Annotated in this window: 1 protein-coding gene; it reads left to right on the top strand. The window is 67.1% G+C overall.

Translation table 11 applies throughout. The features are described 5' to 3' along the window. A partial coding sequence (locus tag J6497_RS40555) for a condensation domain-containing protein (RefSeq protein WP_225709732.1) occupies window positions 1–1,443 on the top strand: 1,443 nt, incomplete at both ends.

Genomic DNA, 1,443 nt, shown 5'->3' with positions numbered 1-1,443 from the left:
GTCGTTTGCGCAGCAGCGGCTATGGTTTTTGGCGCAGCTGGATCAGGGCAGCACGAACTATCACATGCCACTGGCGTGGCGGCTGCGCGGCGTGCTCGACCGCAGCGCATGGCAGCGCAGCCTCGACCGTGTGGTGGCGCGGCACGAGGCGCTACGCAGCATTTTTGTTGCCTCGGAGGGGGAGCCTTGGGTTGAGGTTCTGCCGAAGGATGCGGGGCTGCCAGTTGTGCAGCACGATCTGCGGGGCCGGGGAGATGCGGACGCTGCGCTCGCGGAGCTGTGCCAGGAAGAGGCACGCGCGCCGTTCGATCTGGCGCGCGGCCCGCTGATCCGCGGGCGCCTGATCCGGACCTCCGATGAGGAGCACGTGTTCTTGCTGACGCAGCATCACATCGTCTCGGACGGCTGGTCGCTGGGCATCTTGGTGCGTGAACTCAGTCAGCTGTACCGGGCGTTCCTGGCCGGAGAAGACGATCCGCTGCCGCCGCTTGCGATCCAGTATCCGGATTATGCCGCCTGGCAACGGCAGTGGCTGGTGGGCGCGCGGCTGCAGGGCCAGGCGCAGTATTGGCGCCAGAACCTGGCTGGTGCCCCGGCACGACTTGAGCTGCCGACGGACCGGCCGCGACCGGCCGAGCAGTCGTTTGCCGGGGCCAGCATGCCTGTCGTCATCGATGCAGATCTGACGCGGGAGTTGAGGCGGCTGAGCCGACAGCATGGCACGACGTTGTTCATGACGGTGCTGGCGGCCTGGGCCGCGGTGCTGTCGCGCCTGTCGGGACAGGACGACATCGTCATTGGCGTGCCGAGCGCCAATCGGGGCCGGGGCGAGATCGAAGGGCTGATCGGCTTCTTCGTCAACACCCTGGCGGTTCGCCTCGACCTGTCGGGCGCGCCGAGCGTGGCGGAGCTGTTGGAGCGGACGCGGCGCACGGCCTTGGGAGCGCAGGACCATCAGGACCTGCCGTTTGAGCAGGTGGTGGAGATCGTGCAGCCGCCGCGGTCGCTGGATCACACGCCGCTGTTCCAGGTGATGTTGGCCTGGCAGACCAACGCCGCTCAGTGCTTTGATCTTCCCGGATTGAGTGTGGCGGCGGCGGGCGATGGGTACGATCAGGTCAAGTTCGATCTGGAGCTGAGCCTGCGCGAGCATAGCGAGATGATCGCCGGCACGCTGGACTATGCCACGGCGCTGTTCGATCAGGCGACCATCGAGCGGCAGCGGGGCTATTTGCTGGCGCTGCTGCGGGCGATGGTAGCCGATGCGCAGCAGCCGGTCGGCCGCATTGAGCTGCTGTCGTCCGCTGAGCGCACCTATCTGTTGGAGGAGCTGAACCGGACGGCGGCGCCTTATGCTGAGCAGCAGTGCATCCACGAGCTGTTCGAGGCGCAGGTGCGCAAAGCCCCGGACGCGGTGGCGGTGATCGATGCGGACGAACGCCT

The sequence above is a fragment of the Bradyrhizobium cenepequi genome (assembly GCF_020329485.1).
GTDB lineage: Bacteria > Pseudomonadota > Alphaproteobacteria > Rhizobiales > Xanthobacteraceae > Bradyrhizobium > Bradyrhizobium cenepequi.
This window is presented reverse-complemented; position numbering and strand designations above follow the sequence as displayed.